Genomic DNA, 25,161 nt, shown 5'->3' with positions numbered 1-25,161 from the left:
GGCGGCAACGTCCCATGTCGACAAGGGCTGATTGCGGAATTCCAGGCAAGAAAGAATGGCCTGAGGTCAGGCTAATACGCTTTTTAGGCGCACTTAAATACCGCTCATCGTCAGGATCAAGGAGAGAATGGATGAGCAGTCTGAACGGCAAGGTCGCCATCGTCACCGGCGCATCGAAGGGAATTGGAGCAGCTATCGCCAAGGGGCTGGCGACGGCGGGCGCCGCTGTCGTGGTCAACTATGCCTCATCGCGGGAAGGGGCCGAGCGCGTCGTCACCGCCATCGCGGATGCCGGCGGCCGGGCGGTGGCGGTGAAGGGCGATGTCGCGCAAGCGGCTGACGTGCGCGGCCTGTTCGAAGCGGCAAAGTCCTCGTTCGGCGGCGTCGACATCCTGGTCAACAATGCCGGCGTGTTCCAGTTCGAGCCGCTGGAGGCGGTGACGGAGGCCGAGTTCCACCGCGAATTCGACACCAATGTGCTGGGCGTCGTGCTGACCATCCAGGAAGCGGTGAGGCATTTCGGGCCGGCCGGCGGCAGCATCATCAACATCAGCTCTGTCGCCAGTGCCAATCCGCAGCCCAATTCGTTGGTCTATGCCGCCACCAAGGCGGCGGTGGATTCGATCACGCTGTCGATGTCGCGCGAGCTTGGCGCCCGCCACATCCGCGTCAACGCGATCGCGCCAGGCGGTGTCGACACCGAAGGGCTGCAGCGCGTCGGCATTGTCGGCAGCGAACACGAGGAGGCGCTGGTGGCGGTCACCCCGCTCGGCCGCTTCGGCCAGCCGGACGACATTGCGCGGGTGGCGGTGTTTCTGGCGTCCGACGAGGCCGGTTGGCTGACGGGAGAGCGGATTACGGCGTCGGGTGGGTGGCGATAGGCGCGCGGGCGAGATCGGAAGGATGAGGTGCCGAGGGCGCACGCGACTGTCTTCCGAGGCGCTGCCCCTCATCGCCCTGCCGGGCACTTCTCCCCGTATAGTGACGGGGAGAAGGACGCTGTCGTGTATGGTTTTGCCAATCGTCAGCGGTGAGAACGAAGAACGAAGGTTGCGGCGATTTCCCTTCTCCCCGTCACTATACGGGGAGAAGGTGCCGGCAGGCGGATGAGGGGCAGCACTGGCCTCACAGAAAGGCGATCCGCGCCACCATCACTTAAAACAACGCCTTCTCCAGCGGCCGCTCCAGCGTCTCGGCGAAGGCGGTGGCGAGGTGGTGGCGGTCGCGGAAGGCCAGCTTGCCGCCGATGAAGACGTGGCAAGAGGTGTGGCCGCAGAAATGGTCGGTGAGGTCGACATAGAGCGTGTCGGGTACGCTGGCCACGACGGCGCGCTCGGTGGCGGCCGCGCCGTCATTGGCGGCCTCGGTCCTTGGCGTGTCGCAGTGCGGCGACGGTGCCTCGCGCCACCACAGTGTGCGCGCCACGCAGGAATCGGCGAAGCTTGCGTTGATCGGCGTGTCGCGGATCACCGCGGCCTCGACGCCGGCCCGGCTGAACGCCTGCAAGGTCGAGCGCAGGCCAGCCTGCCAGCGCGCGGTCTCGGCGGTGCGGCTGGCGGCGGGCATGTCGCGCGTCAGATTGCCGATGGAAAATTCCGAGATCACCACCAGGCGCGGCTTGCGGGCGATGATGTCCGATATCGCCTGCTCGCGCCAGGCGTCGCATTCGGTGTAGTCGCGTTTCAGCACGGTGTTGAAGGTCGAGAGCCGCGAGGCGCGGCACGATGATTTGAGATAGGTGACCACCCTGGTATCGTTGCGCCTGGCCGCCTCGATCAGCGGCGTCGACCAGTGGTCGGCATGCGAATCTCCGAACAGCACGATGGTGTGGGCGGCATCGGCGGCGCCGAACGTGCAAGGTTTGGGCGTCACCGTGTGGAAGTCGAGCAGGCAGCTCTTGTCGACGGCGCGCACGATGGAGGGTTGTTCAGCCGCCTGCTCGATGCCGCGCTGCTCGGGGTCGATGTTGCGCTGGGCCAGATGCGCATTGGCATAGGCCACCGCCACGCCGGCACCCGTCAGCGCAAGCGCGGGAGCCAGCGCTATTGCAGGAAAAGTGAGACGCGGTTTTGCGTCGGGGATTGCGCTGAAATAAGGAGCCCTGGCGCCTGCCGTCAGCCAGCCGGCACGTCGTCCGGGGTTCTCGATCAGGCGATAGGTGAACACCGACAGCGCCAAGGCTAGCGCGCCGCAACCGAGGCGCTGCGGCACGCTGAGATCCGGCACCAGCATCTGCGCATAGACGATCACCGGCCAGTGCCAGAGATAGAGCGAATAGGAGAGCGCGCCAATCCATTGCAGGGGCGGCAGCGACAGAGCTGCGGCCGGGCCAAAGGTCTGCCAGTTGTTCCGCCTGTTGGCCCGCCCCTTGGTCCATATGCCAGCCCGTTCCTCGCCAGCCCCGCCCAACAGCACCAGCACCGTGCCGGCAACCGGCAGCAGCGCCAGGTAGCCGGGAAAGGGCAGGTCTTCGCTCAGCCACAGATAGGCCGCCGCGATCAGCGCCAGGCCGATCGAGCCAAGTGCAGCGCACAGCCACGGACGATGCAGCAGGAAAGTCACTGGGACCAGCGTCGCAAGGCCGCCAGCGGCGAACTCCCAGGCACGCAGCGGCGAGAAATAGAAGGCCCATGCCGGTGCCGCGCTGGTCAGCCAGGCGCAGGCGACGAAGGAGGCGAGGCCGGCGACGCCGATCACGGCCACGGCCGTTCGCCGGCCGGGACGCAGCCAGGCCGCCAGCAGAAGCAGCGCCGGCCAGGCCAGGTAGAACTGCTCCTCCACGGACAGCGACCAGAAGTGGATGAAGGGATTGCTGGTGGCGTCAGCGGCGAAATAGTCGAACGACCAGCGCAGCAGCCACAGATTGATGGCGTAGGCGGAGGCGAACATGGCGCCGCGCGAATAAAGCGCCTGCTCCTGCGGCGACAGGATGAAATAGCCGGTCGCAAGCGTCGCCACGATGACGAACAGGGCCGCCGGCAAAAGGCGCCGCGCGCGCCTGGCATAGAAGCGCCAGAGGTCGAGCCTGCCGGTGTCGCCGATCTCCTGCATGAGGTGGGTGGTGATCAGCCAGCCGGAGATGACGAAGAAGATGTCGACGCCGGCAAAGCCGCCCGGCAGGGCGGAGAGCCCGAAATGATAGGCGACGACGCCGCCGATGGCGAGCGCGCGCAAACCCTGTATGTCCGGCCGGAACGATGCTGCCAAGACGGCTCCTTCGTGCAAGCCCACCTCTTGGCCCACCGCTTGTCCCAGCCCGTCGCAAGTGTCGGCCGGGCAGGTTGACATCGCAATGCAACAAATCTTTCGCAGTGCAATATGGCAAGAAAAGGAAGGTCCTCTCCCACCGGCCGCGCCGCGCCGTCAGTCGCTCCGGATCTGGTGCATCAAGCCTCGCGCGCGAGGCTTGCCACCAGAGGATCGACGCCGGGGTCATCGAGGCTGACAGTGTGGGCCATCCGCATTGCCTGTCTCAGGCTGATCTTGGTGACGTCCCGCCGCATGATGACCGAAACGAAGGCTGGCCCTGATCCAGTCAGGACAATGGCCCTGCCGACCAGAACCGGCTCAGAGATGGGGGCCCATTGCACGGCTACGATCGACGGCTCGCCGGTCTGGCGGCTGTTGATGCCGCTGAAATAGATCCAGTTCAGGCGCGAGATCACCACGCCGTAGTGGTTGTCGGGCGCCCGTGCTCCGCCATGGCTGTCGTCTGGAGCCCACCGCGTCGCGCGCCTGAAGGTGACCAACTCGGTCTCACGCTGCACGAAGGTGATCGAGCGCGTCAAAAGGTCGGGGCGGCCGGGAACTGAAAAATAGGTGAAATAGGTGCCACCGGCGATGGCCGGCGAGGGGGGATGCACCATGGTCTCATACAGTCTCTGGCGCAGCGATGCGTGGCTGTCGGTGGCTGCCGCGGCAGCGGGCTCGCGATAAAGATCGTTCTCGTCGATCTTGAAGAAGCCGCAGATCAGCCTGGCGGTGGCTTTGTTCGGAATAGCCTGGCCTTGCAGATAACGCTCGAACTGGGTGCGGTTGATGCCAAGCTCACGGCACACCGCACTCACGGAAGCGTGGCGTTGGACCAGCCGCCTGAGATTGGCGGCGAGATTCTCGCGAATTGGCACGACATCGCCCCCGCGACGTACGGATGCTTATTCAAGCGATAACTTATATTTTGCCAAACTCGCATGCGGCGACGGTTTCGCGAAGAGGGACTTTGGGCCAATAGCGCGGCCGGTCCGGTGACACGAAGACTGTACGGTTTTGACAGTTTGGCTATGCAAGCCCGCCAAATGGGCGTAATCCAGTGCCAAGAGCGACCTGGATCGGCCACTCGACATCCTGTTATGGAGGGCGGTTTGGATCACACCGGCCTGGTCGAGCTTCTGGACTATACGCAAGCACAATTGAGCAAGATACGCCAGGCGGTGGCCGCGAGCGATCACGCCGGCGCCATGTTCACCATCGATTGCCTTATCGGGGCGGCGGCCGAACAGACGAAATGCAAGCTCGCAAGCCTGGAGCATGCCGGGTTGCCAATTGGCAGAAATGAACCGGTTGGCCGGAAAAGGGCGGCGGATGACTATGAAGTCGGTGCGACACGGCCCGGCAAAGTGACATCATCGGGCAAGCCGGCGGCGCGGCGCCCTTGATCAGTCGGCATCGATCTCGCCGAGCAGCCTGACATATTCGGCCTCGGCTTGGCCGTAACTGCCATTGGCGAGTTCTTCCAATCCGGCGCGGTCGCGGATGACGATTTCGCCGCGGCGCGAACGGATCAGCGCGCGGCCTTCCAGCAACTGGAGGGCAACGGTGACGCCTGGCCGCCGAACGCCAAGCATGATGGCCAGGAATTCGTGCGTGATGGCCAGGGTTTCGCCAGGCACCCGGTCGTCGCACATGAGCAGCCACCGCGCCAGCCGCTCCTCGAGCTTCAGCCTTGCGTTGACGAGTGCGGTGCAACCGGCCTGGGTCTGGAGCGCGTTGACGAAGCGCAGCAGGAACATCCGCAAGGTCGCACTTGCTGCAAGTGCTGCGTTAAAGGGGCCGGCTTCGATGCGTATGGCCTCGCCTTCAAGCTGCACATAGCAGGCATGCACCGCACGGTCGTCGCCCATCACCAGCGAAGATCCCGTCATGCCTTCGAAGCCGATGAAGCCCACTTCGGCCTCGTGGCCGCTGGTCGTGCTGGCGACCACCGAACCGATGCCCCGTTCGATGAAGTAGACGGCCTCGATTGGAATATTGGGGCTCACCAGTATCTGGCGCAAAGGCAGGTCGCACCGCTGCATATGGGGCTCGAGCAGCGCGAGGTCATCCGCCGGCATGCGCCGCAATAGTTGGTTTCGATATTGATGGTTTTTGCCCCGATCAGTCATGGCACGCCCCAATGCAGGGCAAGAGCCATCCGATCTCCCAGCCGTCCGCGCCCCGTATCAACGTGCCGACGATCGCCCGTATATAGGGCGTTTGAAGGAAAAAACCCAGGAATGCGGTATGAAATTCGATGCACGGCGACCCCCACCAATGTTCGCATACGCAAAGTTCGGCCTGAACGTTAGTGTCGGAAACGTACCAAACACGTCTTGGTACAAAACCGACATATCCCTTGAGAATGCCGGATCACAGCGACGGTCGATAAAATCCGCCGGCTAACGACAAAGGCGCCATGTCACGTCTGGTCATCCCTTCGAGGCGTGGCTGATGACTCGCGTCTTTATTCTGCAGGCGGGAAAGTGTACGATTTTTACGGTTGGCGGCGCGGACACCGTCAGGCAAGTGGCCGCTGCTCCAAGAGAGAGGGCTTCTCATGTCGAGCCTCAATAAGCGCCATCCCGGCTTCTATCCTTCCGATCTGAAACTGTGCCAACGCGTCTTCGATCAGGTCTGCTCCGATCGCAAACTTGACCCGAAGTCATCGGAGCCGGACGTGCAGCGGCTCGCAGCCACGGTGTTCTCGCTGTTCGAGAATGGCTGCAGCAATGAAACCGAGTTGCTTGAGAGTTTCAGGCGGACCCGCCAGTGACCGAAGCCCGGGTCATGTCCTAGGACACCCGGGCATCGAGTTGCGAGGCCAGAGGGCCGGGATCGTTCCGGATCGAATAGCGCGCCAACCCGGACAGCTTCAGTTCTTGTCCACCGGCTTCGAACGCATCCTTGACACTGTTTCTCGCTCGGCGCGCTTGGAGCGTAGCGGCGGCAGGCCGCGGTCGATCAGGTCCATGTCCTCCAGCACCATGTCGCCCATGCGCTTGAACGCGATGTCGAGCGCGCCGGCGCGGTGTGCCGAGCGCAGGAAACCGGGCAGGGCACGAACCGGATGGCTTTGCGCCAGCGGTTCTTCCGGAAAGACATCACTGGCGGCGACGATGTGGCCACTTTTCACCGCCGCCATCAGGGCGGGAAAATCGACGACACCGGCGCGGCTGAGCAGGATGAAGGCCGCGCCCTCGCGCATGCTGGCAAAGGCATCGGCGCCGAGAAATCCCTGGTTCTCGCTGGTCACCGAAGCGACAACGAAGACGAAGTCGCTCTGCGACAGCACCTCGTCGAGCGAGGCCGGCTCGACGCCGTTGTCGATCAGGATCGACGGCGGCAGCCAGGGATCGAATACTTTTGTGCGGGTGCGGAAGCCCGACAGCAGCCGGTTTAGCGCGCGGCCGAGATCGCCGAAACCGACGATGCCGACATCGGCCCCCGACAGCAACCTGGCTGTCCGGTTGCCGTCGCCGCCCCACAGCTCCTTGCCCTGGCGAAAGGCGAGGTCGGCGTCGACGATGTCGCGGGCAAGGTTGAGCGCCATGGCAAGGCCAAGCTCGGCCACCGGCTCGGCGAAGACCAGTCCGGTGGTGACGACATGGATGCCGCGCGCAAACAGCGTCTCGTAGGGCATATTGTTGATCAGGTTGGTCTCGACGTTGAAGACGCAGCGCAGTGCCTTCATCTTGTCCAGCGTTTCAGGCGCGATCGGCGGCTGGCCGACGATGTAGCGGGCTTCGGCCAGCACATCGGCCGGCAATTTTGCGACGCCATCGGGCGTCGCCTCGACGATACGGTATGTTTTCCGAAAGCGTGCCAACTGCGGGGGCGTGAAGATGAGGTCGAGCGTGCGCGGTTCCGGCGCGCTGATGACCAGCGGCAAGGTGCTGTCTGACATGGCAATCTCCTCCGGGCGCGAACCTCATCGCACATTTTTAGTTTGCACATGTCGTTAATCCCGTTGCACACTTTTGCGACACGCACGGAGACAAAATACCTCCGATTAAACGATTTACAATCGCGAAAAATCGATTTACTCGATTGGTGGCGGACGAAAAATGCTGACGTCCGCGCCTCGTGAGGAGGACCAATGGCGCATAGGCAGGGCCAGCGGCGGCGTCCGTCGATCCACGACGTGGCAAGCCATGCCGGCGTGTCGGCAGCCACCGTCTCCAAGGTCATGGCCGGCGTCACCACGGTGAAGCCCGAGAATGCCCAGCGTGTCTTCGATGCCGTCGAGCTTTTGGGCTACCGCGTCGATCCGCTGGCCTCCGACATGCGGCGGGCCAAGCGCCGCATCATCGGTGCCATCATGCCCGAGTTCGAGAGCGAGTTTTTTGGCCAGATGGTCACCCAGCTCGAAAGCCTGGCCGAGCAGCGCGGCTATACGCTGGTGGCCGCATCGAGCCGTGAATCAGAGGTGCGCGAAAAAGAAATCCTCGAACGCATGCATGACTGGAGGGTGGCCGGCGTCGTGCTGGCGCCGGTGCGCAACGAGCACGGCCCGGCGGCCGGGTTCATGAAGGCCAACGGCATGACCGGCGTGCTGATCGACCGAGTGCTGTCGGACGACGCCTTCGACACCGTGTCGGCTGACAGTGCGGCGGCCAGTGCCGAGGTGGCGCGCGAACTGATCGGCAAGGGCCACCGCCATATCCTGGTTGTCGGCCTTGGCGAACAGGCAGCCACGATGCACGCCCGCCTCGACGGCTTTCGCGGCACCGCGTTGGCGCTGGCGCCGGATGTGCGCATCGACGTCGTGCTTGCCGAGAGCGATGTCGAACCGCTGCGGGCGCAATTGCGCGACTATTTCGATCAAGGCGAAGGTGGGGGCGGGGGCCAACGTCCGAGTGCCGTCTATTCGCTGTTCCTCAAGGGCACGCTGGTGGCGCTGTCCGAGTTCCGCCGGCGTGGCTGGCATTGCCCCAACGACATTTCGCTGGTCGGCTTCGACGACGCCGAGTGGATGCAGGTAACATGGCCGGCCATCGCCGCCGTGGTGCAGCCGGTGCGCCAGATCGCCGGCCACGCCATGGACGCACTGTTTGCCAGGATTGAAGGCGGGGAGGGGCCGCCGAGAGCACGGCTCGAGCCTTGCCAGGTTTTCATGCGGGAATCCGTTGGCTCGCCAGACAACAGCCTGCGTTCCCGGGGAGGAAACCGACAATAGCCAGTGTTGGCAGGCAGTTGCGCTGCACCTGGCCCTGGCGGCCTGCATGGAAGGCGATCGCCGCTACCGGCTACAGCGGCGCCGTTGCACCGGAAATCTTCACTAGGCGCTCCGCGGCCTCGACCAGACGCCGTTGCAGCGCGATGTTCTCGGCCAGCATTTCTTCTGTGCGTTGAATCGCGAGCTCGGTCCGGTTGATGCGCTGCCTGGCATTGGCAACTTCCAAGGCCAAAATATCGGCCACCATCCCGTGACCGTGGGGTTCCATGGTGTTTGTCATAAGTTTCTAACACCTGACGGGCGATATCGTTCCCGCCTCCTGCGCGTACGCGCGCGAAGCATGCAAGGCCGGGGTGATGCGGGCGGGGTGTTCTATGACGCTTCGCCGGCGACGGCATTTGCCCGCCGCAGGCCCAAATGCCGTATCTTGCGGCCGACGATCATCAGCTGGCGCGCAGTGTTGTTGCGCAGGCGGCGGATGCGCCATTCCAGCCCTGTGCCGGTGGTGATCTCCTTGGCATAGTAGCTCACCCGCATGCCGTTCTCATCGGAGGCGATTTTGACCGGGTCGTCATAGAACGCGCAGATCTTGTCCGCCGCCATGCCTGGAGTTTCGAGCCAGCGCGGAATGTGAACCGAATGGAGCCGATCGACATCGGTCATCACCCGCTCGATGCCGACGCCCGGTGTCGGGCATGTGGTCCAGAAGGCGTCGCCGATGAAGACGACACCATCGCGGCGATGGCCTTGCGTCGTGGTCAGATTGATCTGCCTGACCTCGACAGGGCCTGCCATCTCGAAGTTCCCGCATTGCGCTGATATTTCGGGCATCAGCTCGCAAAGCATCTTTTGCGGGTCCTGGCGAAACGCCCTTGTCCACGGCTCGGCCACCAGCCGGTAGACGAACATGTTCGCCCGCATCTTGTTGCCGATCGGAAAGACGCTGATGTAGGCGACACGGTCCCCGGCCCGTTTGGCGTAGCAGGTGACGGACTGATAGGCGAAGTCACGCGGCGCGATGGCGAGATCGAAGCCGATCGACAGCGAAAATGCCTTGGATTCTTCTATGCGGTTAACGCCGATGGCGCGCCGCACCGCTTCACTGTAGCCGGTGGCCACCACCAGAAGCCGCGCGTCGATGACGGAGCCGTCGGCGAGCACAAGCCGCTGCTTGTCCGGTCCGGTGGTGATCTCGGCGACCTTGCCCACCGTCAACGGAACTTGCGGCGGCAGCGCGTCGCGCAGGCCGTTGATCAGCGCGCCATAGGAAAATCCAAACTCGCGATGCATCTCACGCGCGAACAATTGTCCGAGGCGAAAGACGTGGACCTCGTCCATCGGGGTGACGAGAGGCAGAAGCGTCGCGTCGAGGCCCAGTCTCTCGAACTGCTGCATCTGCTTCGTGCCGATCTTCTCAGCCCTGAACTCGTCGTGATGGACGCGGTGCGGCTCGATCAACGCCACCTTGCGCCCGGCTTTTCCAAGCACCGTTGCCAAGGTGGTTCCGGCCAGCCCGGCGCCGACAATCGCCACATCGACTTCGGCTGGGCCAGCCTCTGCGATACTCATTTCGCCGCCCTTTCTGCTGGTCATCTTTCCGCTCTGCAATCTGTGGTGGAAAATACGTCCGGACCCAAATCAACCTCAAGCAACTTGCAGGCGCGACTGGTAGTAACCAATGTTTAGGTTAATACCGCCCGCCTCGTTGCTTCCAGCGCGGTGCAATCGCCGAGCCGTCGATGAACTCGAAACCACCCGCCTCGTTGAGCGTGTGGAGCTTGCGCCCATCCCATAGCGCACCTGGATTTAAGATCGTCTCAACAACCTGCTCCATGCCGATCAAATCGAGGTGAGAGATGCGTGCGATGCCGAGAGCCGCGCCATAGCTCCTGCGACAGTCCTGCACCGGGCGCAGCAACTGATCGCCTCGTTTCACCATGCGGCCGGCCGGCCGCGCCGAGGCGATGTCGATCAGCACGGGATTGTTCGGGTGCGGCGTCCAGGGGCCGCGAAAATCCGGCGCCGACCATAGATGCAGCGTGTCGGAGAAGGCGCCTCCACCGTCCCGGACCGTGGCGAACATCCACCAGCTGCCGCCGTGCTCGACCAGGGTGGCGTCGCTGGCAACGACGCCGGACAACAGCGTCGCCTCCTTGACCCAGCCGCCGGGAAAGGCAGTCGCCCGGTAAAGATCGACCGTGCCGTTGGCGCAGCTTTCCGGAACCATCCAGACCTCGCCGTCGCGCTCGAAGACGAAGGGGTAGGAGAGATGGTAGGGCAGTTCCAGCACCGGCTCAGGGCGGCCAAGCGGGCCGGCCGGACCGAACGGCACAGCCGAGATGATGGCCTTGCCGAGCCGGTGGATATAGTCCTCGACGAACAGGGTCAGCTGACCCTGATACAGGATCGGGAACGGATCAGCGTAGAAGCGGCTGCCATCGTCCGGCAGCACCTGCCAGCCCGATCCCGGATGGGCGCGCAGGTCGTACAGATCCCGGCCCTTGGTTTGGCGCCAGCCGACCTTCCAGTGCGGCGCGTTGTAGCAAAGATGGTAGATCTTCTGGACGATCCGCCGCGCCAGCGCCTTTGCCGCCCTGACGCCAAGCTTGGAAGCCGAGGGCATCGGCGGCGGGGCACCGGCCTGCGCCGGCTCGGGCAGAACCGGCACGGCCGACGCTGCGCCTGACATCGCAGCGACGATCAGACTTGCCGTACGCGCCAGCATGTCCTGGAAGGACGCCAGCGCGATACCGCCATATTCGGTTCCCAGGCGCCCGGCGGCAATCGCAGCCCCGTTTTCCTCGACGCGGGCGATTGGCGTCTGGCCGGCGAGGATCAGGGCGAGCAGGGCCGCTTCGCCGCTGGCGCCGCCATAGGTGACGTGCCAGATCCGTGGGCCTTCGAGCTGAACGTCACCGCAGAGGTCGACGACCAGATCGACCGAAGCGGGCGGCGCGCCGTAGCGGGCGAGCGCCGAGCGCGGCACGCGCTTTGCCAGCCCATCGCGGGGCAGGCCATGGATTGCTGTTTCAAGTTGGAACAAGGCCTCGGCGCTGCGCGGGATACCGCCGCCAGCCGGCCGGGCATCGACGGACAGCTCGACATTCGCGAGTGCGGCCAGGCGTTGAGCGAGCAGGACATGGAAGCCACGGACGCAATCGCCGTCCAGGCGCAGGCTTAGCCGCATGTTGAACACCTGGCATTTTCGTGGCCGACGTCAGAACATGGGACACTGGTGTCGGCCCGGTTGAAGTGTTGCCCCATTTTCGTCCGTCTCTCGTTCAGTTGCGCGGTGTCAACACCCCAGTACGTTTACTTAAGCAAACTCCGTGCCAAAATTCATGCGGGTTCCAAACATAATTAATAATGTTTTAACAATTGGAGTAATAGCTAGGTTCATGCCCGCGATTTGGTCTTGCAGGCAAATGGAGTATTGTAGGAGGCAGCTATGCTATCATCTCTGCCCATGGTGCCTCAGCAATACTTTCCGGAAGCAGGATCGGTGGAATCAGCGGGATCATACGCACCTTCGACCGTCGAGCTTGGCGATCTGAAGCGCATTCTGGTCCGCCGCCGTCTCTGGATCATCGGCACGACCGTGCTGCTGACGCTCGCAACCCTGCTCTACGGCCTCCTCACACCCCCGCTGTACAGCTCCGTGGCGGAAATCATCATCGATCCGCAAGACCTGCAAGTGGTCACCAACGATATCAATCCGAGCGGGCTGGCGCCCGATGGCGGCATCACACAGGTTGAAAGCCAGGTCAGCGTCGTCCAGTCGACGGGCGTGCTGCAGCGGGCGATCGCGGCGACCAAACTGACCGAGGATCCGGAATTCAACGGGCAGGGCATGCTGTCGCGCGCCCTCGGTTCCGGTTCGGCCGCGACCGACCGGACAGTGGCAACCCTCGACGCCCTGCGCCGGCGCTTGGCGGTGAAGCGGGCGGACAAGGTCCTGGTCATCGACGTGATCGTCACCGCCAAGAGCCCCGACAAGGCGGCACTTCTGGCCAACGCCATCGCACAAGCCTATCTGGCAGACCAGGCGAGCGCGCGCGCGCAAGCCGCCACCGATGCGTCGAAGGCGATCACCGCGCGGCTGGACGAACAGCGCAAGCGCGTTCAGCAGGCCGAGAACGCCGTCGAGGCCTACAAGTCCGCCAACAACATGGTGATGGCGGCGGGCAATCTGGTCAGCGACCAAGAACTGACCGAGCTCAACACGCAGCTTTCGGCGGCGCAAAGCCGCACCGCGACGCTGAAGGCGCAGGTCGACCAGATGCGCAAGCAGAGCGGCACACCCGATGCAACCTCGGAAGCGATGCGCTCGTCGGTGATTTCGAGCCTGCGGTCGCAGGAAGCAACACTTGTCGACCAGGTCTCGCAGCTTGGCACCGAACTGGGGCCGCGACATCCGTCGATGATTGCCGCGCTGCAGCAACTGCGTGACACGCGGCAGCTGATCGCGCGCGAACTCGGCCGGATCCAGACGGCCACCGAGACCGATTACGAGCGGGCGGTTGCCAACCAGCAGGCGCTGGAAACGAAAGTCGCCAGCCTCAAGAACAAATCGCTCGACACCGACCAGGCATCGGTGCGGCTGCGTGAATTGCAGCGCGATCTCGAGGCGGTGCGTTCCGTCTATGCAACCTACCTGCAGCGGGCTCAGGAAACGCGCGAGCAGATCAACGTCGACAGCACCAACGCTCGCGTCATTTCGGACGCCATGCCCGCCCAGAAAAAGAGCTGGCCGCCACTGGGGCTGCTTTTGTTCGGCGCCGTGTTCGGCGGATTGGGGCTGGGCACCGGCCTGGCGCTGATTGCGGAATACTCCTCGCCGACGGTGCTTTCCAGCGCCCAGATGCAATTCACGATCGATGCCCCCGTGCTTGGCATCCTGCCGGCGGGAGCGAAGGCGGGACGGCGCTGGTGGCCTTTCGGCACCAGCGCGGCCGTCGCGACCAGCCAGAAGACGGATGCCGTCGTCGGCCTTGCGCTCCGCCGCATGTTCAGTTCGGGCCGGCGTCCGCCGGATTGGCCGCTGGTGCCGTCGATCCTGGTGACGTCGCCGCCAGAAGACGGCCAGCAACGCAACAGGATCGCACGGCTGCTCGCCAACGCCGCGGCGGCCAGGGGCAGCCGGGTCCTGTTCGTCGATACCAACACCAGCAACGGCCAGAAGGACCCGCAGCCCGGAATACTCGATGTGCTGCGCGGCGAATATGCGTTTGAAGCCGTCAGCCGTTACGCCCCGGGCAGCAACGTTGCCCTTCTGGGCAGGGGCCGGCCGAAGGCGATCTTCCAGGAAGCGCACGGCGTCTACTTCGCGCAGCATATGCTGGCCCAGGCGAGCCGGAGTTTCGAACTCGTTGTCGTCGATGGTGGTGCGCTCGCCGAGAATCTCAATGCCTCGCCGCTTGTCGCCATGGTCGACGAGATCGTGCTCGTCGCCAGGCTGAACGCCACGCCGATGCGTGATGTGACGGCGACGATGCAGGCGATTTCCGTCATGGGGCGGTTGCCGACAGGCGCATTGCTGGTCGACGAGGTGGCCTGACATGGCGTCGGGCTGGAGCGGAACAGCCTCGAATTTCGGCGCTGCCGCGCCCCGCGCCGGCACCTCGGTCGATGCGGTGACCCAGGTTGGACTGATCGCAGCCGTGCTGGTGCTGTTCGCCGTCTCGGGCGGCATGTTGTGGCTGCTGGGCTACAATTACGACGGCCTGTCAGGCAGCGCGGCGACCAAGATACATCCCTCCACCTATCTCATCATTCTGCTGTTTGCCTGGCGTTCGTGCACATTCGGCAATCCGGTCGGCTATTGCGTCCACGTCGCCGACAGGCGGCCCGCCACCGCACTGATGAGTGTCATCGCCGTCGTGCTCCTTGTCGTCGTCATCGTCCGGCAACGTCCAGGCATGGCCGGCATGATCGACACTTTCGTGGCTTCCGGGCTGCTGGTGCTCATGCTCGGCGAGGATGACGAATGGACGTTCGCCCGGCTGCCCACCGTCATTCATGCGGTCATGACGGTCAATGGGTTGCTCGCCCTAGTCGAATTCGCCACCAAGACACTGGTGTTCCCCTATCGTTTCGATGGCGAGGTGTTTGCCACCGATCCGCGTTCGAGCGCGCTGCAGGGGCATCCGCTGGTCAATGCCACGGTGACGTCTGTCTACGTGCTTGCCCTTTTGAGCGGTTCAAGATCGCTGCCGGCTCCGCTGCGGCTGGCGATGATCGGCCTGCAGTGCGCGGCGCTCGTCGCGTTCGGCGGCCGGTCGGCGATGGTGGTGACCATCCTGCTGGGCGGCAGCTACGTGCTTTTCCACGGCTTTCGCAAATTGCGCACGGGACGCGTCAACCTGCTCGGCGCCGCATTGGCGATGATGCTGGCCGCGCTGCTGCCGGTTGCCATCGCCGTATTGGCCTCGCAGGGCTTTTTCGATGCGCTGCTCGGCCGTTTCGTTTCGGATGGCGGCAGTGCCAATGCCCGCGTCGAGATGTTCGAGATCTTCAACTATCTGGAACTGCGCGATGTGATTGTCGGGCCGAGTGTCGATCTCGTCGAGAGCCTGCGCCGGATCAACGGCCTCGAATGGGGTATCGAGAACCCATTCGTGCGCATGACGGTCTACCAGGGCGCCTTCTTCACCCTTTTGATGATGTCCAGCTTCGGGCTGTTCATGCATGAGGTGGCGCGGCGCTGCCATCCTGGCGTGTGGCTGCCGGTGGTGGGCTGGCTCATCCTTCTCAACACCTCGGAAAGCATCTCCTCCAAGACCACGCTGCTCACCAAGGTCGCGGTGCTGTGCCTTGCCCTTTACCGGCCGGCGCGGTCGGTGATCAGGCCGGTCGGCGGGGTTCGTCCTCTCGCGGAAACGCAGAACCGCTCCACATCTTCTTGATGCAATTGCGGGCGGAAAGCCGTTTCACAACGCTCAGTCAACTGGCTGCCGCCAATGGCCGAGATGGGCCGGAAGCGGACGGACAGCTCCAGGTGACAAATGCGAGAAAGCGGACGTCGAGCCTGACCGGGAACTTCAGCCGGCTGATAGTATGTGCGCCCCAAGGCGGATCGGGCGACGAGCTCAATGTTCCTAGGTCGATTTCGTCTACTTTGCGGCAGCCTCGATCACGCGAGCGACCGCAGCCGGCTGAGAGATGAAGACAGCGTGGCTTGCGGCCACTTCAGTCACCTTCGCGCCCGAGCGTTGATACATCCAGCGTTGAAGCTCTGGACTCACGACATGATCCTTGGTGGTCAGGATCGCAAAGCTGGGCTTGGTTCGCCATGCGGCAACGGAGACCGGCGCTCCCAGAGCTTTCTCCGCGAGCTGCTGCTGTGAATCGGCCAGGAATTGAGCGTCCGCTGCCGGGACGTCCTGGGCATAGGTCGCAGCGAACAGCGCCGGCTGCATGAAGAAATACTTGCCCGTGGTGGCCGTGGCGGCCGGGGTGGCCCGCATGGCGTCGCTTGGCGCGGCGAACTTGGACAGAAGCTGCCCGCTGGCTTCCCCTACATCGGGCTGGAGTGCGGCCACATAGACGAGCGCACTGACCTTCGGATCGGCGCCTGCCTCCGTGATCACCGAACCGGCATAGCTGTGACCGACCAGGACGATGGGCCCCGTCTGCTGATCAATGACGCGCTTGGTGGCCTCAACGTCCTCGGCGAGACCAGTGAGCGGCTCCTGCACGACAGTGACATGGAACCCATCCTTGGACAGGATGTCGTAGACGGCTCGCCAGCCTGAGCCATCCACCAGGGCGCCGTGGACAATGACGATATCTTTCGCGGCCGGCTTTGCATCAGCGCGAGCCATGGTGCCACTCAAGGCAACCATGAGGGCAATGACAAAGTTCTTTCGTAGTGTGGACATGAGAGGCTCCTGTGGTGTTTCAAGGGGTTGAGGACGTTGTTTAGGTCGGAAGTTGGTGGTTCGCGCCGAGGAATTCGCTCGCGTAGGCATAGAGGCCGAGAATCCCCTCCATGTGTTGCAAAGCACTGCCTTGCTCGCCTACGCCGCGATTTCAAAGACGAGCTCGACTTCGACCGGCATGCCAAGGGGCAGGCTGGCGACGCCAAGAACGACGCGGCCCGAGAGCATCCCGGTGCCGAACACCTTGACGAGGAGTTCGGACGCTCCGTCGGCGACTTTCGGATGGTCCCGGAAGTCGCCCTCCGTCGCGATATAGACGCCGAGCTTCGCCACGCCGATTATCTTGGCGAGCGAGCCGAGATGCGCCTTGGCCGCGGATAAGGCGCTAAGACAAGCAATCTCCGCGGCCTCTCTCCCGTCCTCCGCTGAGAGCGCGCCACCGACGCGTCCGACATATTGCGGCTCGCGCCCGACGACCGGCAGCATGCCGCTCAGATAGAGCAGATTGCCGATCTTCACGGTTTCGACATAGGCGCCGAAGGGGGTGGGCGGCGGAGGGAGCGCGATGCCGAGATCGCTCAGCCGCTGGTCTGCACTGGCTTGCGTGCTCATCGAGGTCACCATCTTCCCAGATGTGCGCCGCCGTCGACGTGCAGCACCTCCCCGGTTATGCGCGGCGCCTCTGTCAAGAAGAGCACCGCATCGGCAATTTCTTGGACGCCGGAGATGCTGTGCATGGGCGAGAGCGTGTTCAGAAAGTCCTTCGGGTTGTCTTTGTGCAACGGCGTGTCGACAACGCCGGGGGCGACCGTGTTGGCACGGATCTGCTCCTTTGCATATTCCATGGCGATGTTCTTCGACATGGCTTCGATGCCTCCCTTGGTCAGCATGGCGACCGATGCATTCACACCGGCGATCGGGCGATCCACCAGGGGTGTCGTGATGCTGACGATGCTACCACCACGCTTCTGCGCCAGCATCTGCCGCACGACGCGCTGCGTGAGGTGCAGAAATCCTTCGAGATTCGTTGCCGCGAGGCGACGGTAGTCTTCGACCGTGTAGTCGACGAAGGGCTTGGTGAAGAAGATGCCGGCATTGTTGACCAGGGCGTCGATCGAACCGAATCGCGCAAGCGCGGCTTCGACGACGGTCTTGGCGGTATCCGGGTCGGCGATGTCGCCATCGACGCGGGCCAGGCGGTCGGATGCGTTCAGCTCCGTCGACCGGCTGACCTGCCGCGAGGTCGCTACGACGTTGTAGCCCCTTTCGAGAAAGCTGTTGGTGAGGCCGGCACCGATGCCCTGAGAAGCCCCTGTGATTACGGCCGTTTTCCGCGTCTGCATTTTCATCTCCAAAGGGTGGGCAGCGTCAGTGCTGCTGGATTGCCCTAATGGGACCGATGTAGTGCAGGCGCGATTTCTCGATTAGGCGGAAATATCTGGAATGTGTTTTCCACCCATGCAAAAATCGGGACATGGCCGATCTGAACGACATCGCCGTGTTCGTAAGGGTTGCGCAGTTCGAAAGCTTCAGCCGTGCCGCGCACGCGCTCGGCATGCCCGTCTCCACCGTCAGCCGCAAGGTGACGGCGCTGGAGGAGCGGCTCGGCGTGACCCTGCTGCAGCGGACGACACGCAAGCTCAGCCTGACGGCGCAGGGCCGTGCCTATTTCAATCAATGCAGCGAGCCGCTGAGCCAGCTCTTCGACGCCGAACGGGTGCTGACCCAAATCCAGAAGAAGCCGGAGGGTCTTCTGCGGATATCAGCGCCGGTCATCCTCGGCCAGGAACCGTTCTATGCGTTCCTGTCCTCGTTTCTGAAGACCTATCCGCGTATCCAGGCCGACCTGTTCATCACCAACCTGTTCCTGGATCTGATAGCCGAGAACATCGACGTCGCCATCCGCTTCGGCGAACTGCGGGATTCGAGCCTGATCGCCCAGCGCATCGGAAAGAGCGTGCGCTATGTCGTGGCCGCGCCGGAATATCTGCACGGTCGGCTTCCGCCATCGCGGCCGGAGGATTTGCGCCAGCATCAATGCGTCCTCCTGCAGGCGCGCAACAACGAGGTGGAATGGCATCTGGTCAGCGGCAAGAAATCCATCAAGCTCCACGTCACCGGGTCGGTGGCGGCGAGAGATTTCCAGGCAGTGAGCGCTTTCACCTATAGGGGCCACGGCATCGGCCTGCTGCCATCAACCTATTGCGATGCCCGGATCGCGAGCGGAGAACTCATGCGGCTTCTTCCTGATTGGTCGTCGCCGGAAATCTTCGTGCACGCCGTCTATCCGACACGCCGATTTCTGCCGGCGAAGCTGCAGGTATTTCTCGAGGAACTGAAGGCCTGGAAGAGTCCCCTTTGGATTCCGCTGCGATGACCACGGCGGCTATCATAGGATAGCGTGGCCTCAATTTCATCCAGACAGCCAAATGTAGAGCTTCCCGCAGTGCCGCGTCGGCGCGGAGCGGTCGGCCTCCTGGCCCGTGGCAAGGAGCCCCGGTGACGCATCCGAGTTGGCGGATCATGTCTGCCGAGTGCCGTTCCCACCGCCGATGATGTGGTCACGAAAGCGAACCGTTCCTTATGGGGCTTCGTAGAGTTCCAGCGGCAATCCATCCGGGTCGCTGAAAAAGGTAAACCGTTGGTCTGTATATGGGTCGATCCGGATTGGCTCGACGGGAACGCCGGCGGCTTCCAGGCGCATGATTACGGGATCAAGATTCGCCACGGCAAATGCCAGATGTCTCAGGCCTGTCGCCTCTGGATGGGACGGCCGCATCACGGGTGCAGGGAAGGAGAACAATTCCAGCTGGGCGGACCCGATCCGCAGATCGGCCTTCCATGACTGCCGCTCCTCCCGATAGACCTCCCGGATCAGGTCGAGGCCGAGGAGTTCGACGTAGAACCGTCGCGACCGATCGTAATCGGTGCAGATGAGCGCGACGTGGTGAATGGCGTTCAGCATGCCACGAACTCTAGCCAAGCTGGGATTTGAGGCCAAGGTCGCCATCGGGTCCGCGGCATTTTGTTGATGTCGCCGTTCGCCAGGGTCGCCTCGTCCATACGGATTTTCATCTGCGCCCAATCGGCGGCATGATGTTGCCGCCGACGCGCTTGAGACCCGCGCGCGGCTCTACTGGTCCGAAAACTTCACGCTCACGCCGCGCTGGCGAAAATAAGCCTGCATCAACTTGCGGCCTGAGCGGTTGTTCTGCGCCAACTTGGTCGGATCGAACACCGCCTGTTTTACCCCTTCTCGTGTCAGCGCCGCCTTCAGCGTCGCGATATGTGCGTCGATGTCGGCATTGTCCGCCCGGAGCGAGACATAGATACTTTCGGTCGCCTGGGCCACGGTTGGTTCGTTCACTGGTGTCGTCCTTTGGTTGGTTGAGCGGCGGCTACCACAGTTTCGCGGCTCTGGCGATACCGATGAGACTGAAGTCGTCTCTACCGGCATAGCGGGATCCTGGCGCATCCCGACCCCCAAGATGGTCGCTGGAGATGTCTGCTTTCAGGCAACCGCAAAATTGGACACTACGTCCAAGTTGCGGCGCAAAGTTGCCGTTCGCGTCATGGAAGACGTAAGTCGGCTTGGCGTCGAACTCGTTCGGAGTGATTGGGTTTTGACCCTAGTCCGCCGGCATGGTCAGGCCAAGTGCCGCGATGACATCCGGGTCGAGGGCCCGTGTGGTGTCGTCCATCATCCCCATGCCGTCGAAGAGATTCCAGAATGCCCAGCCAAAGCCGAGATCCTCGGCGCCCTGGCGCACATCGGCGATGTAGCGTGCCCGATCGGGATTGGGCGCCGCCACATAGCGGGCGTCGGAGCGCAGCGCGCCGAATTCGCCCATGATGATGCGCTCCGGCGCAAGGCCGTGACTGTCGCCCCAGGCGCGAACCTGGCGGAGATATTTATCGACAAAGCGCCGGTCGGGCTGGGCGTCGAAATAGACCTTCAGCACGCGCTCGGTTTCCGCATAAGCGGCTTTCTTGGCCTCATCCGTCGTTTCGGCATCCTGCGCCATGCGCACCCTGACCGACGCCAGCGTCGCTTCCAACGAGCCGGCGGACGCCGGCCACGGCACGTTGTTGAGCGAACGGTAGACGGGCTCGCGCATCCACGGCGCGCCCTGATGGCTGAACAGATAGGGCTCATAGAAGTGGAAGGTGAACAGGATGGGCTCGAACGGCGACAGCGGCGCCGGATCGAGCGCGGTCAGCCCGCCGACCATCGAGCCGCAGCCTCCGGTGACCACCAGCGGCAGGGTTGCAGCCGATGCCCTTGCCGCGGTCAGAAGCGCGAGCTGGACCTGCGACCAGACGTCGGAAGCGCAGGCCTGCGGCGGCTCGTTGACGGCTTCGAGCGCCACCTTGCCGGGCTGGAAGCGCTCCAGCCTGCCGGCGAGTTCGCCGACCAGCCCGCGATAGAGATCGAAGGCGGGCGCGGTGACGCTGGCGACCATGCGGTCAGGATTCCAATAGTGGGTGGCGCCATTGGCCTGCACGTTGACGATGATGCCGAGTCCCGCATCGACGGTGGCGCTGACCGCCGCGTCCAGCATGTCCAGCAACAGGGCGCGCGTGGTGGCGTCGGCCGCCAGGAACGGGCCGGGATCGACCGGCAGGCGGATGAAATCGAGCCCCGTGTCGCGCAACCGGCGCAGGTCGTGCGCGGTCGGAACCGGCCGCTGCGGCTGGAAGGGCGGCCAGCCGTAGTCGGTCCGCGGCGCCGGGAATTCACGTGTCAGCGAGAACCAGGGCCAGGCATTGACGCCGCGCCTGAAGGGAGGCTCGGCGGCGCGGGCGAATTGCGCGATCGGGAGAGAGCCAAGTGCCGCGGTCGACAGCGCCGTCCGCAGCACCCGCCGGCGCGACCAGCCTGTCATGCAGTGCCGGGCGATGCGCGATTGGCCGCGACGGCGTCGTCGGCGGTGACACCGAGAAGCCGATAGGCTTCACGCTCATAGGCAGCCAGGACATCCTCCCAGCGGAAGGCTTCGCGGGCGCGGGCCCTTGCCGCGATGCCGCAATTCCTGACCAGGGCGTCATCGTCCTGCGCCTGTTGCATCCGCTCGGCGCAACTGTCGGTGTCGGTGAAGTAGATCGCGGCGGCACCCGCGGTCCAGCGATTGAACGGATTGTCGTGCGCGATCACCATGTTGCCGGCCGCCAGCGCCTCGACCAGCGACGGGTTGGTGCCGCCGACGGTGTGGCCATGCAGATAGGCTCGTGCGTGATAGCGCAGTGCCTTCACCGTCGCCTGGTCGTAGATGGCGCCCGGCAGAACCACCGATCCGTTCGCCGCCTTGCGGACGGCGACATGATAGGGGATTTCGTCCAACAGCGTCCCGAGCACCACCAGCTTCATGTCGCGCTTGCGGCTGCAAAAGGCTTCGACGATCGGCAGGATGTTGTTGTCGGGTTCGATGCGCGCGATCGAGATCAGATAGCGCCCCGGCTCCAGGCCCAGGGCCCGGACCGGCGCCTCGGGCGCCGATGTCACCGGATCGGCGCCATAGGCGATGGTGGCGATGGCGCTGCGCGGCCGGCGCGTCGCCAGATGGTCCGCGATGGCAGGATGATCGGCGACCAGGCGATGCGAGGCCCAGGCGCCGATCCATTCGTTGAGCCAGAACCAGCTGCGCGCCACCATTCCCCATTTGGGGCGTCGCCACTCGATGCCGTCCATATTGGTGAAGATCTTGCGCCCGTTAAGCCTCAGCCAGGTCAGGAAAACCGCGCCGTTGTAGCCGAGCACCAGGCAGACGCCCGGCCGCCTGGCGGCGTCGCGCACGCATTGCCAATCGAATTCCAAGGTCGCACGCGGCCCTTTCGACGCAACCTGGACGTGGATGAGTTCGATTCCGCGCCAGGTTTCGCTGCGCACCCTCTGGTCGATCCGCTCGACCTCCTCCTGGCAATAGACGCCGACCTTCCAGCCGCGCCCGGCAAGAAAAAATGCCAGTCTTTCGGCGAAGGTTTCAAAGCCGCCATGGGCAGCGGGTATGCCGCGCGTCCCCAGGATCAGAATGGCAGGCGTCTCTGGTTTCATGGCCGCTGGCACTTTCGGAACTTTATATATTAGCGATTGCTGCATCATCAAAATCGGATGGGCAACTTCCATGCCATCCGACGATTTCGGCGTTCGGGCGGATGATCATCGCGCGGGGTTGTAAAAAAACTGTATTGAACCCCGTGGTTGTTTCATTATCGGTCAACCCTTCTGTGCGTATCTGTGTCGAAACGAGGCATTGCCAGGGATTGGGCGTCCGCCAGTCGGGCGGATCAATCAGGCATGGTTCTTGCGAAAAGGTTCCCGCATTCCAGCGCCTGGTGCGATGGCTGCGGCACCTGGCGGGATACAAAGATGCGGATTGCCTGCGTTCATCAGGGCTATGAACTCTATGGTTCCGACCGCAGCTTCGCGGAGAGCGTTGCTGCGCTGCGCGCCGCGTTTCCGTCCGCCGACATTGAGGTGGTGCTGCCGCGCAGCGGGCCGATCGTGCAGATCCTGGAACACCATGCCAGCCGCATCGTCTTCGAGCCACTCTGGGTGCTGAGGCGCCAGGCCATCCTGCGGCTGGCGACGGTCGAGATGGCGCGATTGCCGATGGCCGTGCTTCGGGCATGGCGGCGCCTCCGGGATTGCGATCTCACCTACGTCAACACCTCGATCGTGGCCGACTATGCGCTGGCCGCGCGCCTTCTCCCCGACAAGGCCATCCTGCATATCCACGAGATCCCCGAAGGCGTCATGCGCAAGATACTCGTCGGCCTGATGCGCTGGAGCCATGCGGATCTCATCTTCAACTCGCGCGCGACGCGCGCCGCATTCGGCGATCCCAAGGTCTCGCGCACGCATGTCGTCTACAACGGTGTCGCTGGGCCGGCGGCGGCCGAGCCAATGACTTATGACGGCAAGCGCCCTTTGCGGGTGCTGCTGCTCGGCCGCGTCAACAGGATCAAGGGCCAGGAGATTCTGCTCCAGGCGATCGCTTCGATGTCACCGGAATTGCGGTCGAGGATCGAGGTGCGGCTGGTCGGCGGCGCCTTCGAAAGCGTAGAGCGCGAACGCGCGCTAGCCGAACTGGTCGAAAGCATGGGCCTGGCCGAACGGGTCAGCGTGTTGCCGGTCGTAACGGACCCCTCGGCGCATTACCGCTGGGCCGACATCGTCACCGTGCCGTCGCGGCGTCCCGAATCGCTGGGGCGCGTCGCCATCGAGGCGATGGCCTATGGCCGGCCGCCGCTGGTGTCTGCCATCGGCGGCCTGGTGGAGGTGGTCAGCGATGGCGAGACCGGCTGGCATGTTCCGCCCGGCGACCCGGTCGCCCTGGCCGACACATTGCGGGAGATCGTCCTGCGGCCAGATGCCTGGCGTGGGTTCGTCGCCGCGGGACGGTTGCGATACGAGGAGATTTTCAGCGAGCCGGTGGCGGCGGCGGCGATCGCGGCGATCGCTACCGACAAGTTGAGGGCGGCGCTGGCGAAGCCTGGCCGGGCGCATGCCGCCCGCGAAGCGGAGACCAGTCCGTGAAGTTCGTGTTTCCAGGCCATCTGCTGCGGCGCCTTGTGCTGATGATCGGTGGCGAGGCCATACAGAGCGGCTTTCACTTCGCGCTGAACATCACCCTGCTGCACGAGCTGTCGGCGGAAGGCTACGGCATCTTCGCCATCGCGATGGTGATGGGGGGCGTTGGCCTGTCCTACATCAGATCACTGACCGCCGTCCCGGCCAGCATTTGGATGGGCAAGAGCACCAACAGGGCCGGCGTCGACGCGCACGACGTGACGTTTGGAGGGGCGGCGGTGGTCGTCGCGTCGATCATGGGCGCGGCGACCGCGCTGCTGATGCTGCTGTGGGGTGACGCGGGCAGTATCGCCGCTGGTTGCTTCGTCGGGGCGTGGTCGCTGCGCAGCCATATGCGCACGGCATTCTTCGCGCGCCGCCAACAGATGGTGGTCAGCATAAGCGATTTCGCCTTCACCGTTGCCGGTGCCGCAATGGCCGCGCTGGCGATCTGGACGGCGCCGAACGTGCTGCAAATGGTGTTCTATGCCCTTGCAGCGGCCAATGTGATCGGCATAGCGGTGCTTGCTCGCCTGGCGCCCCGTCCGCTTCGCGTCAGTTTCCGAGCGCCCGTGCGGCGACGCTATGCCAGGCTCTGGCGCCAACTGCGCTGGTCGGGATTCAGTGCGACGACCACCAACATCCAGGGTCAGTGCCTGGCGCTGCTGGTCGCGGGTATTGCCGGTCCTGCGGCCTATGCGCCCATCGCGGCGGTCATCGTCCTGTTTGCCCCACTGCGCATCGTCAGCCTGGCCTTTGTGAACATGCTGCAGCCCGAGCTTGCGAAGATGATGGGGAACAATGAAGTCAGGCGCGTGTGGATGCATGCCAAGCTATGGTCGCTTGTCATGGGACTCGGAAGCCTGGTTTACGGAGCCTGCATCCTGTTTGTCCTGCCGACGATAAAATCCCAGTCGCTCGCGGGAGCTTCGGTCAGCGTCATTGGCCTTCTCGCCGTGGCGAACTTCGTACCGATCATGCTCTACATCATGCCGCGCATCGTCCTCGAGATACTCGGCGAATTCCGGGTCGTGGCGTTCATCACAACGGCTGGCGCGGTCGTTGGTCTGGTCTTGATCGCAATCCTGCTCGCTATCGCTTCCCCGTCATGGTCGCTCGCAGGTGCCGCGGTCTCCGAGACCGTCGTGCTCGTGGCCTCATGGTATTTCGCACACCGCCACATACTCGCGCTTGAGGGCGCGGACGGCCGGCATGACAGCCAGCCGAAATCGTGGCGACGCACCGAACCCGCCCCGCTCGCCACGGGAAAAAGGTAGGAG

The 25,161-nt window shown here is 63.8% G+C and carries 23 protein-coding genes; 9 read left to right on the top strand and 14 right to left on the bottom strand.

The features are described from left to right. Positions 1 to 131 precede the first annotated feature (131 nt). Positions 132 to 881 (top strand): SDR family NAD(P)-dependent oxidoreductase, encoded by a 750-nt coding sequence (locus AC1D08_RS12090; protein WP_457153398.1) that lies wholly within the window; start codon positions 132 to 134, stop codon positions 879 to 881. A gap of 274 nt (positions 882 to 1,155) precedes the next feature. Here AC1D08_RS12090 and AC1D08_RS12085 read toward each other — a convergent pair whose 3' ends face one another. Both AC1D08_RS12085 and AC1D08_RS12080 read right to left on the bottom strand, forming a co-directional pair. Next, positions 1,156 to 3,207 (bottom strand): acyltransferase family protein, encoded by a 2,052-nt coding sequence (locus tag AC1D08_RS12085; RefSeq protein WP_457153399.1) that lies wholly within the window; start codon positions 3,205 to 3,207, stop codon positions 1,156 to 1,158. Between the two features lie 179 nt (positions 3,208 to 3,386). Continuing rightward, positions 3,387 to 4,127 (bottom strand): XRE family transcriptional regulator, encoded by a 741-nt coding sequence (locus AC1D08_RS12080; protein ID WP_477423180.1) that lies wholly within the window; start codon positions 4,125 to 4,127, stop codon positions 3,387 to 3,389. 168 nt (positions 4,128 to 4,295) lie between these two features. Here AC1D08_RS12080 and AC1D08_RS12075 point away from each other — a divergent pair, with 168 nt between their 5' ends. After that, positions 4,296 to 4,655, top strand: a complete 360-nt coding sequence (locus AC1D08_RS12075; protein ID WP_477423178.1) for a hypothetical protein — start codon at positions 4,296 to 4,298, stop codon at positions 4,653 to 4,655. Here the strand turns inward: AC1D08_RS12075 and AC1D08_RS12070 are convergent, their stop codons facing one another. Then, on the bottom strand, positions 4,656 to 5,381 hold the full coding sequence (locus AC1D08_RS12070) for a Crp/Fnr family transcriptional regulator (protein WP_457153402.1): 726 nt from the start codon (positions 5,379 to 5,381) through the stop codon (positions 4,656 to 4,658). A 431-nt stretch (positions 5,382 to 5,812) separates the two neighbouring features. Between AC1D08_RS12070 and AC1D08_RS12065 the strand changes: the two genes are divergently transcribed. Further along, positions 5,813 to 6,028: a hypothetical protein gene (locus AC1D08_RS12065; protein WP_457152325.1), complete on the top strand. Its 216-nt coding sequence runs from the start codon at positions 5,813 to 5,815 to the stop codon at positions 6,026 to 6,028. Positions 6,029 to 6,127: 99 nt separating this feature from the next. Here AC1D08_RS12065 and AC1D08_RS12060 read toward each other — a convergent pair whose 3' ends face one another. Continuing rightward, positions 6,128 to 7,159, bottom strand: a complete 1,032-nt coding sequence (locus AC1D08_RS12060; RefSeq protein WP_457152326.1) for a hydroxyacid dehydrogenase — start codon at positions 7,157 to 7,159, stop codon at positions 6,128 to 6,130. Between the two features lie 192 nt (positions 7,160 to 7,351). Between AC1D08_RS12060 and AC1D08_RS12055 the strand changes: the two genes are divergently transcribed. Then, positions 7,352 to 8,431, top strand: a complete 1,080-nt coding sequence (locus AC1D08_RS12055; RefSeq protein ID WP_457152327.1) for a LacI family DNA-binding transcriptional regulator — start codon at positions 7,352 to 7,354, stop codon at positions 8,429 to 8,431. Between the two features lie 70 nt (positions 8,432 to 8,501). On the opposite strand, the gene AC1D08_RS12050 is transcribed toward AC1D08_RS12055, so the two are convergent. The 3 genes from AC1D08_RS12050 to AC1D08_RS12040 form a co-directional block, all read right to left on the bottom strand. After that, a complete protein-coding gene (locus AC1D08_RS12050) occupies positions 8,502 to 8,711 on the bottom strand; it encodes a hypothetical protein (RefSeq protein WP_457152328.1) in 210 nt (69 codons plus the stop codon). A 92-nt stretch (positions 8,712 to 8,803) separates the two neighbouring features. Then, positions 8,804 to 10,024, bottom strand: coding sequence for an FAD-dependent oxidoreductase (locus tag AC1D08_RS12045; protein WP_457152329.1), 1,221 nt, complete (start codon positions 10,022 to 10,024; stop codon positions 8,804 to 8,806). A gap of 94 nt (positions 10,025 to 10,118) precedes the next feature. Beyond that, the gene (locus tag AC1D08_RS12040; RefSeq protein WP_457152330.1) at positions 10,119 to 11,618 is read right to left on the bottom strand and encodes a glucosamine inositolphosphorylceramide transferase family protein; all 1,500 of its coding nucleotides are present in this window, start codon (positions 11,616 to 11,618) and stop codon (positions 10,119 to 10,121) included. Positions 11,619 to 11,933: 315 nt separating this feature from the next. Between AC1D08_RS12040 and AC1D08_RS12035 the strand changes: the two genes are divergently transcribed. Beyond that, positions 11,934 to 13,988 carry a GumC family protein gene (locus tag AC1D08_RS12035; protein ID WP_477423176.1) on the top strand — a complete coding sequence of 685 codons (2,055 nt, stop codon included), beginning with the start codon at positions 11,934 to 11,936 and terminating at the stop codon, positions 13,986 to 13,988. A 1-nt stretch (position 13,989) separates the two neighbouring features. Further along, positions 13,990 to 15,336: a VpsF family polysaccharide biosynthesis protein gene (locus AC1D08_RS12030; protein WP_477423174.1), complete on the top strand. Its 1,347-nt coding sequence runs from the start codon at positions 13,990 to 13,992 to the stop codon at positions 15,334 to 15,336. 207 nt (positions 15,337 to 15,543) lie between these two features. Here the strand turns inward: AC1D08_RS12030 and AC1D08_RS12025 are convergent, their stop codons facing one another. The 3 genes from AC1D08_RS12025 to AC1D08_RS12015 form a co-directional block, all read right to left on the bottom strand. Continuing rightward, positions 15,544 to 16,311: an alpha/beta fold hydrolase gene (locus tag AC1D08_RS12025; RefSeq protein ID WP_457152333.1), complete on the bottom strand. Its 768-nt coding sequence runs from the start codon at positions 16,309 to 16,311 to the stop codon at positions 15,544 to 15,546. A gap of 138 nt (positions 16,312 to 16,449) precedes the next feature. Next, entirely contained in the window at positions 16,450 to 16,935 is a 486-nt protein-coding gene (locus tag AC1D08_RS12020) for a RidA family protein (RefSeq protein ID WP_457152334.1), read from the bottom strand. Further along, positions 16,929 to 17,654 (bottom strand): SDR family NAD(P)-dependent oxidoreductase, encoded by a 726-nt coding sequence (locus AC1D08_RS12015; RefSeq protein WP_457152335.1) that lies wholly within the window; start codon positions 17,652 to 17,654, stop codon positions 16,929 to 16,931. Before AC1D08_RS12015 ends, AC1D08_RS12020 begins: the two co-directional genes overlap by 7 nt. A 131-nt stretch (positions 17,655 to 17,785) precedes the next feature. On the opposite strand from AC1D08_RS12015, the gene AC1D08_RS12010 reads away from it, so the two are divergent. Next, entirely contained in the window at positions 17,786 to 18,688 is a 903-nt protein-coding gene (locus AC1D08_RS12010; protein ID WP_457154184.1) for a LysR family transcriptional regulator, read from the top strand. 204 nt (positions 18,689 to 18,892) lie between these two features. Here AC1D08_RS12010 and gloA2 read toward each other — a convergent pair whose 3' ends face one another. The 4 genes from gloA2 to AC1D08_RS11990 all read right to left on the bottom strand — a co-directional run bounded on the left by gloA2 (position 18,893) and on the right by AC1D08_RS11990 (position 22,363). Then, positions 18,893 to 19,276: an SMU1112c/YaeR family gloxylase I-like metalloprotein gene (gene gloA2, locus AC1D08_RS12005; RefSeq protein ID WP_457154185.1), complete on the bottom strand. Its 384-nt coding sequence runs from the start codon at positions 19,274 to 19,276 to the stop codon at positions 18,893 to 18,895. Between the two features lie 168 nt (positions 19,277 to 19,444). Continuing rightward, positions 19,445 to 19,678 (bottom strand): hypothetical protein, encoded by a 234-nt coding sequence (locus AC1D08_RS12000; RefSeq protein ID WP_095091204.1) that lies wholly within the window; start codon positions 19,676 to 19,678, stop codon positions 19,445 to 19,447. A gap of 262 nt (positions 19,679 to 19,940) precedes the next feature. Next, complete coding sequence (locus tag AC1D08_RS11995; RefSeq protein WP_457154187.1) at positions 19,941 to 21,197, bottom strand: glycoside hydrolase family 5 protein; 1,257 nt, start codon at positions 21,195 to 21,197, stop codon at positions 19,941 to 19,943. Beyond that, the gene (locus tag AC1D08_RS11990; RefSeq protein WP_477423171.1) at positions 21,194 to 22,363 is read right to left on the bottom strand and encodes a DUF1972 domain-containing protein; all 1,170 of its coding nucleotides are present in this window, start codon (positions 22,361 to 22,363) and stop codon (positions 21,194 to 21,196) included. The genes AC1D08_RS11995 and AC1D08_RS11990 overlap by 4 nt, the downstream gene beginning before the upstream one ends. Positions 22,364 to 22,678: 315 nt before the next feature. Here AC1D08_RS11990 and AC1D08_RS11985 point away from each other — a divergent pair, with 315 nt between their 5' ends. Continuing rightward, a complete protein-coding gene (locus tag AC1D08_RS11985; protein ID WP_457152555.1) occupies positions 22,679 to 23,848 on the top strand; it encodes a glycosyltransferase family 4 protein in 1,170 nt (389 codons plus the stop codon). After that, a complete protein-coding gene (locus AC1D08_RS11980) occupies positions 23,845 to 25,158 on the top strand; it encodes an MATE family efflux transporter (protein ID WP_477423169.1) in 1,314 nt (437 codons plus the stop codon). The genes AC1D08_RS11985 and AC1D08_RS11980 overlap by 4 nt, the downstream gene beginning before the upstream one ends. The last annotated feature ends 3 nt before the right edge of the window (positions 25,159 to 25,161 follow it).

Source organism: Mesorhizobium sp. P2_E6, from assembly GCF_056403835.1.
The sequence above is the reverse complement of the archived record's forward strand: the minus strand, read 5'-3'. Positions and strand labels throughout refer to the sequence as shown.

Bases quoted from the DNA above. Each gene is read 5' to 3' on its own strand.
- AC1D08_RS12090 (WP_457153398.1), top strand. From the start codon at position 132: ATGAGCAGTCTGAACGGCAAGGTCGCCATCGTCACCGGCGCATCGAAG.
- AC1D08_RS12075 (WP_477423178.1), top strand. From the start codon at position 4,296: ATGGGCGTAATCCAGTGCCAAGAGCGACCTGGATCGGCCACTCGACAT.
- AC1D08_RS12070 (WP_457153402.1), bottom strand. From the start codon at position 5,381: ATGACTGATCGGGGCAAAAACCATCAATATCGAAACCAACTATTGCGG.
- AC1D08_RS12065 (WP_457152325.1), top strand. From the start codon at position 5,813: ATGTCGAGCCTCAATAAGCGCCATCCCGGCTTCTATCCTTCCGATCTG.
- AC1D08_RS12060 (WP_457152326.1), bottom strand. From the start codon at position 7,159: ATGTCAGACAGCACCTTGCCGCTGGTCATCAGCGCGCCGGAACCGCGC.
- AC1D08_RS12055 (WP_457152327.1), top strand. From the start codon at position 7,352: ATGGCGCATAGGCAGGGCCAGCGGCGGCGTCCGTCGATCCACGACGTG.
- AC1D08_RS12050 (WP_457152328.1), bottom strand. From the start codon at position 8,711: ATGACAAACACCATGGAACCCCACGGTCACGGGATGGTGGCCGATATT.
- AC1D08_RS12045 (WP_457152329.1), bottom strand. From the start codon at position 10,024: ATGACCAGCAGAAAGGGCGGCGAAATGAGTATCGCAGAGGCTGGCCCA.
- AC1D08_RS12040 (WP_457152330.1), bottom strand. From the start codon at position 11,618: ATGCGGCTAAGCCTGCGCCTGGACGGCGATTGCGTCCGTGGCTTCCAT.
- AC1D08_RS12030 (WP_477423174.1), top strand. From the start codon at position 13,990: ATGGCGTCGGGCTGGAGCGGAACAGCCTCGAATTTCGGCGCTGCCGCG.
- AC1D08_RS12025 (WP_457152333.1), bottom strand. From the start codon at position 16,311: ATGTCCACACTACGAAAGAACTTTGTCATTGCCCTCATGGTTGCCTTG.
- AC1D08_RS12020 (WP_457152334.1), bottom strand. From the start codon at position 16,935: ATGGTGACCTCGATGAGCACGCAAGCCAGTGCAGACCAGCGGCTGAGC.
- AC1D08_RS12015 (WP_457152335.1), bottom strand. From the start codon at position 17,654: ATGCAGACGCGGAAAACGGCCGTAATCACAGGGGCTTCTCAGGGCATC.
- AC1D08_RS12010 (WP_457154184.1), top strand. From the start codon at position 17,786: ATGGCCGATCTGAACGACATCGCCGTGTTCGTAAGGGTTGCGCAGTTC.
- gloA2 (WP_457154185.1), bottom strand. From the start codon at position 19,276: ATGCTGAACGCCATTCACCACGTCGCGCTCATCTGCACCGATTACGAT.
- AC1D08_RS11995 (WP_457154187.1), bottom strand. From the start codon at position 21,197: ATGACAGGCTGGTCGCGCCGGCGGGTGCTGCGGACGGCGCTGTCGACC.
- AC1D08_RS11990 (WP_477423171.1), bottom strand. From the start codon at position 22,363: ATGAAACCAGAGACGCCTGCCATTCTGATCCTGGGGACGCGCGGCATA.
- AC1D08_RS11985 (WP_457152555.1), top strand. From the start codon at position 22,679: ATGCGGATTGCCTGCGTTCATCAGGGCTATGAACTCTATGGTTCCGAC.